Annotated in this window: 1 protein-coding gene and 1 pseudogene; one reads left to right on the top strand and one right to left on the bottom strand. The window is 66.3% G+C overall.

The window, feature by feature from the left end; genetic code table 11:
- A partial coding sequence (locus ACYVDE_RS24325; protein WP_460504101.1) for a TonB-dependent receptor plug domain-containing protein occupies positions 1-603 on the bottom strand: 603 nt, incomplete at its 3' end.
- A 166-nt stretch (positions 604-769) separates the two neighbouring features.
- Here ACYVDE_RS24325 and ACYVDE_RS24320 point away from each other — a divergent pair.
- Positions 770-959, top strand: a pseudogene (locus ACYVDE_RS24320) (hypothetical protein); the annotation flags it as partial.

Here is a 959-nt window from a genome sequence, read left to right as displayed (position 1 = left end):
CACGCCGCCCCAGCCGGCGTAGCGCACCCGCAGCGGCTGAGGAGTGGTGCCGCCGTCGGCCCCGCGCCGGGTGCTGATGAGGATGACGCCATTGGTGCCCTGCATGCCATAGCGGGCCGTAGCGGCTGCTCCCTTCAGCACTTCCACCTGGGCGATGTCCTCGACGGGGATGTCGAGCAGCGGGTTGGCTGTCGGCGTGTGGGGAGTAACAGTGGAGGGACTACGAAAAAAGCCCTCGCTGGCACTCCATATTTCCGGCGACACCTCAAAATTATAAGCCGGCACGCCGTCTACCACGTACAGCGGCTGGCTGCTGCCCGTCACGTTGGCAATGCCCCGGATGCGCACGGTGCTCCAGGCACCCGGCGCGCCGGAGTAGGGCGTCACCTGCACGCCGGCCACGCGGGTGAGTGCCGGCTGGATGGTGGTGAAGGTAGGCAGCCGCTGTTCTACAATTGTAACCGGGTCGACGCAGATGCTTCGACGAGAGCTGTCGGCCGGAACAACAGTGGCCGGCCGCGAAGCCAGCGAATCAACGGGTTGCTGGGCGCGCACGGCAGCAGCCGCGAGCAGAACCGTGGCAAGGGGTAGAGAACGGGGCATAACTATTGGAAAGGAGGGAAAGAAAAGCGGCTGCGAAGATAGATGCCGCACCAGCCGGGGTTGCACACGCCGGACGCCGGCCCGCCCCGCCCACCAGAAGGCGCATAAATCCAGCCCCAAACAACTACCTTTAGCTCCCATCCACACTTTTCTTCCGCCGCCTCCCATGTCCAAACGCCTACTCCTGCTGCTGCCGCTGCTTTCGCTGCTGGCCAGCTGCGAAGACGCCACCGCCGACCTCTACCCGGCCCTGCCGCCCGTGCGCCTGCCCGCCGAAAGCCAGACCGGCGCCAATACCTTCGGCTGCCGCGTGAACGGCCAGCCCTGGGAGGCCAGCAACACCCGCACCCTCGACG

It is taken from the genome of Hymenobacter agri, from assembly GCF_054778495.1.
This window is presented reverse-complemented; position numbering and strand designations above follow the sequence as displayed.